General features: G+C 46.3%; 8 protein-coding genes and 1 pseudogene. 8 read left to right on the forward strand and 1 reads right to left on the reverse strand.

Annotated elements, in window-relative coordinates:
• Positions 1–891 precede the first annotated feature (891 nt).
• The 8 genes and pseudogenes from bchL to QUB16_RS33750 form a co-directional block, all read left to right on the forward strand.
• On the forward strand, positions 892–1,758 hold the full coding sequence (bchL, locus tag QUB16_RS32520) for a ferredoxin:protochlorophyllide reductase (ATP-dependent) iron-sulfur ATP-binding protein (RefSeq protein ID WP_006634709.1): 867 nt from the start codon (positions 892–894) through the stop codon (positions 1,756–1,758).
• Between the two features lie 34 nt (positions 1,759–1,792).
• Entirely contained in the window at positions 1,793–3,286 is a 1,494-nt protein-coding gene (locus QUB16_RS32525) for a DUF5331 domain-containing protein (protein WP_333322465.1), read from the forward strand.
• A 162-nt stretch (positions 3,287–3,448) separates the two neighbouring features.
• Positions 3,449–3,781, forward strand: a complete 333-nt coding sequence (locus QUB16_RS32530) for a hypothetical protein (RefSeq protein ID WP_333322466.1) — start codon at positions 3,449–3,451, stop codon at positions 3,779–3,781.
• The gene (locus QUB16_RS32535) at positions 3,762–5,171 is read left to right on the forward strand and encodes a ferredoxin:protochlorophyllide reductase (ATP-dependent) subunit N (RefSeq protein ID WP_333322467.1); all 1,410 of its coding nucleotides are present in this window, start codon (positions 3,762–3,764) and stop codon (positions 5,169–5,171) included. The genes QUB16_RS32530 and QUB16_RS32535 overlap by 20 nt, the downstream gene beginning before the upstream one ends.
• Positions 5,172–5,325: 154 nt before the next feature.
• Positions 5,326–5,586: a DUF6972 family protein gene (locus QUB16_RS32540; protein WP_445251187.1), complete on the forward strand. Its 261-nt coding sequence runs from the start codon at positions 5,326–5,328 to the stop codon at positions 5,584–5,586.
• On the forward strand, positions 5,555–5,803 hold the full coding sequence (locus QUB16_RS32545) for a hypothetical protein (RefSeq protein WP_333322471.1): 249 nt from the start codon (positions 5,555–5,557) through the stop codon (positions 5,801–5,803). The genes QUB16_RS32540 and QUB16_RS32545 overlap by 32 nt, the downstream gene beginning before the upstream one ends.
• Complete coding sequence (locus QUB16_RS32550) at positions 5,784–6,047, forward strand: type II toxin-antitoxin system HicB family antitoxin (RefSeq protein WP_333322472.1); 264 nt, start codon at positions 5,784–5,786, stop codon at positions 6,045–6,047. The genes QUB16_RS32545 and QUB16_RS32550 overlap by 20 nt, the downstream gene beginning before the upstream one ends.
• 12 nt (positions 6,048–6,059) lie before the next feature.
• A pseudogene (locus QUB16_RS33750) lies at positions 6,060–6,167 on the forward strand (toxin-antitoxin system HicB family antitoxin); the annotation flags it as partial.
• Between the two features lie 128 nt (positions 6,168–6,295).
• Here QUB16_RS33750 and QUB16_RS32555 read toward each other — a convergent pair.
• The gene (locus QUB16_RS32555) at positions 6,296–6,802 is read right to left on the reverse strand and encodes a hypothetical protein (RefSeq protein WP_333322474.1); all 507 of its coding nucleotides are present in this window, start codon (positions 6,800–6,802) and stop codon (positions 6,296–6,298) included.
• Positions 6,803–6,905: the final 103 nt, after the last annotated feature.

A 6,905-nucleotide genomic window follows, 5' to 3' on the forward strand; every position in this document is an offset into this window, starting at 1 on the left:
TCCCCACCATTTCCTAAAAATTCACAATTTTTTACAAAACACCAGAAACCCCAGCCAAGTCAATCTTTCCCTATCTCAAATCTCAAATCTCGAATCTAAAATCTCAAATCCCATAACTTTCTCCCTCTTCCCGACTCACTCCCCCACTCTCCGACTCCCCACCATTTCCTAAAAATTCACAATTTTTTACAAAACACCAGAAACCCCAGCCAAGTCAATCTTTCCCTATCTCCAATCTCAAATCTCAAATCTCAAATCCCATAACTTTGTCCTCCCCTGACCCAACTGATCCGAACTCACTTCGAGTTTGCCTCATCCACTAGCGCCTTTGTGCCCGTTCAAGTTACCCGCACAAGCCATCAACTGCCTGCATCCTAGCCCCAAAGCCAAAAGCCCAGATTGTTTGAGAAGTTAATTTTTGTTTTATTTTTGTACCTCTTTATATTAAAAAAGTATCCTAAAATTAATTTAAAATCTAAAAAAAATCTAAAAATAGATTTTTATCTCAAAAAACCAGTTAAGATTCCCAAAGATGCAAAATAAACAAATTTACTAGCATTTTCATTTAGACGCCCCCTTTCTTTTCATCGCAAGTTAGCTAATAATGCTTTCAACGAGGTGACTAAGGGCCGAGTCCAAAATTGGCCTAACCCAAAGACGGATACAAGCCCCAAACAAAAGTCGTCGAGATCGAAAATTTTAGTTAGAGAGAAGCCCCAGATTCATCTGTGGAGTCCATTCTTTAATCTCAAATCTGAAATCTCAAATCGACTGACAGTAAGGGAATTGCAATTGGGCTATTGCAATTGGGCTATGGAAATTGGGCGATCGAAAAAAAGCATGAAAACCCAGCCCTCATCGTTTTGATAGAAACCTATAGGAGAACCAAGAGTGAAACTAGCAGTTTACGGAAAAGGTGGAATTGGTAAATCGACAACAAGCTGCAACATCTCCGTTGCCCTAGCCAAGCGCGGCAAGAAAGTTTTGCAAATCGGTTGCGATCCAAAGCACGACAGCACATTTACCCTCACTGGCTTCTTGATCCCCACAATTATTGACACCCTTCAGCAAAAGGACTATCACTACGAAGACGTTTGGCCAGAAGATGTCATCTACAAAGGCTACGGCGGCGTTGACTGCGTAGAAGCAGGCGGCCCACCCGCAGGAGCTGGCTGCGGCGGCTATGTAGTCGGCGAAACCGTCAAACTGCTCAAAGAACTCAATGCCTTCGACGAATACGACATCATCCTGTTCGACGTGCTCGGTGACGTAGTGTGCGGCGGTTTTGCAGCCCCATTGAACTACGCCGATTACTGCATGATTGTTACCGACAACGGGTTCGACGCTTTATTTGCAGCCAACCGCATCGCCGCCTCAGTCCGCGAAAAAGCCCGCACTCACCCGTTGCGGCTCGCCGGTTTAATTGGCAACCGCACCTCAAAGCGCGACTTGATCGACAAGTACATTGACTCTGTACCCATGCCGGTGCTGGAAGTGCTGCCCCTGATTGAAGACATTCGCGTTTCTCGCGTCAAAGGCAAAACATTGTTTGAGATGGCCGAAAGCGATCCTTCCCTCAACTACGTCTGCGATTACTACCTCAACATCGCTGACCAGATTTTGGCAATGCCCGAAGGAGTAGTGCCCAACGACACGCCCGATCGCGAATTATTCGCCTTACTTTCAGATTTTTATCTAAATCCAGTGCAACCGGTGGTCAAGAAGGAGGAAGATGAGCTAGACCTGATGATGGTTTAATAGGTCTAGCGATCAGGATGAGGATAAAGAGGTTATGGCTTTTTTTGATACTTTTTCAGTTGCTCTCAAACAGAAGTGGTTGGACTACTACCAGGTAAATCGGGCTTGGCTGCTCCTGCACATGACGGCTGACAACACGGTCGCCACACCCGACGGCGGGAAAAGGCCTGTTTCTTACCTCATCCTGGGAATTGCGGCTGCCCTGGAGCCGGAACTCCAGCAATTAATGCTGCCCTTCTCAAAACTCAAGCCGGATGCAGACAGCCTGATCGAAGTGTTGGGGCTAAATTTTGACCCGGACCTCGCGCTGGGTATGCCCTCAAATATCGTGCCGCAGACGATCGGCACATCTCCAACACCCGCAGCGGCTCAAACTGCAACTGCTGCACCCGCAGCGGCTCAAACTGCAACTGCTGCACCTGCAGCGGCTCAAACTGCAACTGCTGCACCTGCAGTGGCTCAAACTGCAACTGCTGCACCCGCAGCCGCTCAAACTGCAACTGCTGCACCCGCAGCCGCTCAAACTGCAACTGCTGCACCCGCAGCGGCTCAAACTGCAACTGCTGCACCCGCTGATGCCAAATCTAATAAATTGGGCGGTGCGGGCTTAGCAGCAGCCGGAGTAGTCGCCGGAGTCGCCGGAGCGGCCGGTCTGGCTGCTGCTGCGTCAGCACTGAGCTCCGACGACGAATCCTTCGATGAGTTTGAGGAAGAAGCAGTCTCTGATTTCGACCTGGGCGATGACGAGGAAGAAGCGGTCTCTGACTTCGACCTGGGCGATGACGAGGAAGAAGCGGTCTCCGACTTCGACATGGACGATGACGAGGAAGAAGCGGTCTCCGACTTCGACATGGACGATGACGAGGAAGAAGCGGTCTCCGACTTCGACATGGACGATGACGAGGAAGAAGCCTCGGCTTTGGACGGTCTCGGTCTCGAAGACGATGAGGAAGACGCCGTATCTGACTTTGATATGGACGATGACGAGGAAGACGCCGTATCTGACTTTGATATGGACGATGACGAGGAAGATGAAGCCTTGGCTTTGGGCGGTCTCGGCCTCGGCGATGATGACGAGGAAGATGAAGCATTGGCTTTGGGCGGTCTCGGCCTCGGCGATGACGAGGAAGATGAAGCCTCGGCTTTGGGCGGTCTCGACCTCGGCGATGATGACGAGGAAGATGAAGCCTCACAATTTGGGACTTTGACCTCTGGAGATCTCGAATCGGGGATTTCCGATCCGTTTGGGGAAGAAGATGCAGAGTTTGTCGCCGAAGAAATACCCGATCCTTTTGGGACAGCGACCTCAGATGACCTAGACATGGATCTGGGCGACTTGGACGATGACGGTATTGACGATTTCTCTGTATCTGATGACGATGACCTCGACGATCTCGGACTCGACGATCTGGGGGAAGCAACTACCGGAGATCCCGATGAAGATGATTTAGATGCTCTAGATCTCGGTGATTTGGATTCCGACGATGAAGATGAAGAAATTTCAGGCTTTTTGTCGGATTTTAAGTGAGGTTGTTGCGATCGCCCCAGTCTCTCCTAGTCTTGAAGTTTCCCGCTCTATTTGTGAGTTGTGAGTTGCGAGTTGTTAATTTTTAATTGGCTCCAACTCACAACTGCCAAAAGGCTTTTTGCCTTAGCGAGTTGAAGAAAACTAAATCCCTGCTGTGAGGGATTGTATGCCCTCGCGCAGAATTTTTTAGCCAGAATTTTGGATGCTGCGACTGCGGAAATATTGAGTTTGCTGCATCTATTTTTCACAGGAATTAGCCCAAAAATAGGTATTTCTATTTATTGTTCGCTGTGCGTCGCGATAGCGCAAAACAGGTGTTTTCTCGCCACTGCGGCTGTCCGCGATCGAGAGGAAAAACAACCTATTCCTCTGGTGGGCGATCGCACCGAGACGATCGCAAAATCCAGGTGTTTCCTCGCTCCGCCGCAAGTCCTGTTCGAGACGAAAAACAATTTAAATGGAGAAGATTTGAGATATGACTGCTATTACTACTAATGAACCGGAAGCTTTAAACTTTGAATGCGAAACAGGCAATTATCACACTTTTTGTCCGATTAGTTGCGTAGCTTGGCTTTATCAAAAAATTGAAGATAGCTTTTTCTTGGTCATCGGTACCAAGACTTGCGGCTATTTCTTGCAAAACGCAATGGGCGTGATGATTTTTGCTGAGCCTCGCTATGCGATGGCTGAGTTGGAAGAAGGCGATATTTCCGCTCAGTTAAACGATTATGATGAGTTGAAGCGGCTGTGCTTGCAAATTAAGCGCGATCGTAACCCCAGTGTAATTGTTTGGATCGGCACTTGCACCACCGAAATCATCAAAATGGATTTGGAAGGGTTAGCACCGAAACTCGAAGCAGAAATTGGCATTCCCATCGTCACAGCGCGCGCTAACGGCTTGGATTACGCTTTTACTCAAGGGGAAGATACCGTTTTAGCAGCGATGGCTGCTAAATGCCCTGACAAAGCTCCTGTGGTAGAAGCTCAGAAGCAAGAAAGAAATGCTATCTCTCAACTGCTGAATTTCGGTAAGAAAAAAGAGGAAGTTGCAGCAGATGAATCGGAATATGTCAAGCACACGCCGCTGGTACTTTTCGGTTCTTTGCCCGATCCGGTTGTCACTCAGCTAACTCTAGAATTGAAGAAGCAAGGAATCAAAGTTTCCGGTTGGCTTCCTTCCAAGCGCTACACTGAATTGCCAGTCTTGGAAGAAGGTTATTATGTATCGGGCATGAATCCGTTCTTGTCGCGCACAGCTTCTACGTTGATGCGCCGCCGCAAGTGTAAGCTAATTGGTGCGCCATTCCCGATCGGCCCTGACGGAACCCGCGCTTGGATTGAAAAGATTTGCTCAGTGTTGGGAATTGAACCAAAAGGTTTGGACGAACGGGAAGCGCAAATTTGGGCAGGTTTGGAAGATTACCTGCAAATAATTCGCGGCAAATCTGTCTTCTTTATGGGCGACAATTTGCTTGAGATTTCTTTAGCACGTTTCTTGATTCGCTGCGGCATGACTTGCCCGGAAATCGGCATTCCTTACATGGACAAGCGCTATCAGGCGGCCGAATTGGCTTTGTTAGAAAAGACTTGTCACGAGATGGGAGTTCCTACTCCTCGGATTGTGGAAAAACCAGACAATTACAATCAGTTGCAGCGGATTTACGAGCAGAATATTGATTTGGTGATTACTGGTATGGCTCACGCTAATCCTTTGGAAGCGCGGGGAATTAATACTAAGTGGTCTGTTGAGTTTACTTTTGCTCAGATTCACGGCTTTGGTAATGCGCGGGATATTTTGGAGTTGGTGACTCGTCCGCTGCGCCGGAATAATTCGCTGAAGGATTTGGGTTGGGGTAAGTTGGTGAAGAATGAAGCGAAGGTTTAATCGTTTTTAGCCTTGAATTAGAAACCCGGTTTATTAAATAAACCGGGTTTTTATTAAAATATTACTGAATTTTTCCGATAAAATGAGTGGTATTAACCGTGAACTAACTATAGACAATAGACACATTGCCAAGCATCTCCCAGATACACTACAAATGCAAAGGTTATTGCAGCGAGGGGGATCTGCTCATGTATTTAACAATGAAGCTACAATGATTAGAGTGGCACAAGCCATAATAGAAAATGGGGAATTCACCGGCATTATTCGCAATCACGAACGATATGGACTCTACTTTTCCAGCCCAATTGGTTATAGAATTCAGAGTGATGGCAGCCAAATTCCTTTACATTACGGTGAAATTAAAGTGATAGGAGATAAATATCATGTCATCCCCCGTACCCAACCTAGCAAATAACTGGCAGTTTACAGAAATATGGGTTGACCCTACCTCTGTCCCTCCTTATGTTTTGATGTTGCTCGGTGATGATAAAAATAATTTTTGCATTTTTGACCCGGCTGAAGACTATAAGATTGTTTTTGCTTGTTCTAGCTATGAGGAAGCAAGGCTTTGGCTGCTTGAAGATGAGTATGAGCGGGTTGAAGGGCGGCTCAATGTTGAGCAAGTGGCTTAAGTTATTGATGATGAAAGTCAAGCTTAAATCTCTAGATTATTACTTGGGTCTGAAATATCCTATCAGTTTTCACCCGGAAGCTGAAGGTTATACGGCGATAATCAAAGACCTTCCGGGCTGTATGTCTCAGGGTGAAAGTTTATCGGAAGCGATGGAGAATATTCAGGAAGCTAGGGAATTATGGATAGAAACAGCTTATGAGTGTGAAGATGAGATTCCTTTACCTACAACGGAAATTGAGTAGAGCGGAAATTTATCGTTGCAAATTCCTAAATCTATACATTTGAGTTTAGCAGAAAAAGCGGAAAGGGAAGGAGTTAGTCTTGACCAGTACATTCTGGTTGTGTTAAGTAAAGCAGGTTAAAAGATAATCAGATAAGGACGATCGAGTTTGAGGGAGGGTTAAAGGGCGAGCAATCTTTTTTATGAACGGCTGATGCAGGCAGATTAACGCAGATTAACGCGGATGAAGAGTGCGATCGTACTTTCAAATCAAGTTACAATTACGCCAAATCTCAATAACATTCTCGGCAAATAATCATCCAAATTCTTGATGTGTTCATCTGTTAACTCAATCAAGTTTAGTTCGTACTTCTGGTACAGTTCTTGCTTGACTTTCTTACGCGCCACATACTCCGGGTTGTTCTCATATCCCCAGTATTCAATATACACTTTTCCCCCAGGAATATAAAAGTCACAGTAAGCTTCTTCCTCTATGGGTAGTCGGCGTTCATAGGCGTGAACTAGCTCGGCCATATAGAGCCAATTATCAATCAAAACTTCCGCTTTAGACCGCACAAAATGACCGTCGGTTGTTCGATGCTGTGCACTCGCCCGAAACTTTTCCCGGAACCCTAGCTTTGTGTTTACTTCTGTTTTGCTCTGTTCTGAATTGTCACCTTTAAGACTCTCAATAGTCGCTAGAAAAACTTGATTTGTCAGTATAGATTCTGGCCAAAGCACATAAGGAGTGTTGTCTTGAGGGTAGGTTTTTTGCACCGCCCCAAAACCTATTCCCCGCTTAGCATTAGTGACAAGTTAAGGTGAGGGGTAAATTGTCAAGGGGGTATTTACATTGGTTAAAAAATAGATAAAACTCAGA

Source organism: Microcoleus sp. D3_18a_C4 (assembly GCF_036702415.1).
Classification (GTDB): Bacteria; Cyanobacteriota; Cyanobacteriia; order Cyanobacteriales; family Microcoleaceae; genus Microcoleus.

Bases quoted from the DNA above. Each gene is read 5' to 3' on its own strand.
- QUB16_RS32550 (WP_333322472.1), top strand. From the start codon at position 5,784: ATGTTGAGCAAGTGGCTTAAGTTATTGATGATGAAAGTCAAGCTTAAA.
- QUB16_RS32545 (WP_333322471.1), top strand. From the start codon at position 5,555: ATGTCATCCCCCGTACCCAACCTAGCAAATAACTGGCAGTTTACAGAA.
- QUB16_RS32540 (WP_445251187.1), top strand. From the start codon at position 5,326: ATGCAAAGGTTATTGCAGCGAGGGGGATCTGCTCATGTATTTAACAAT.
- QUB16_RS32525 (WP_333322465.1), top strand. From the start codon at position 1,793: ATGGCTTTTTTTGATACTTTTTCAGTTGCTCTCAAACAGAAGTGGTTG.
- QUB16_RS32535 (WP_333322467.1), top strand. From the start codon at position 3,762: ATGACTGCTATTACTACTAATGAACCGGAAGCTTTAAACTTTGAATGC.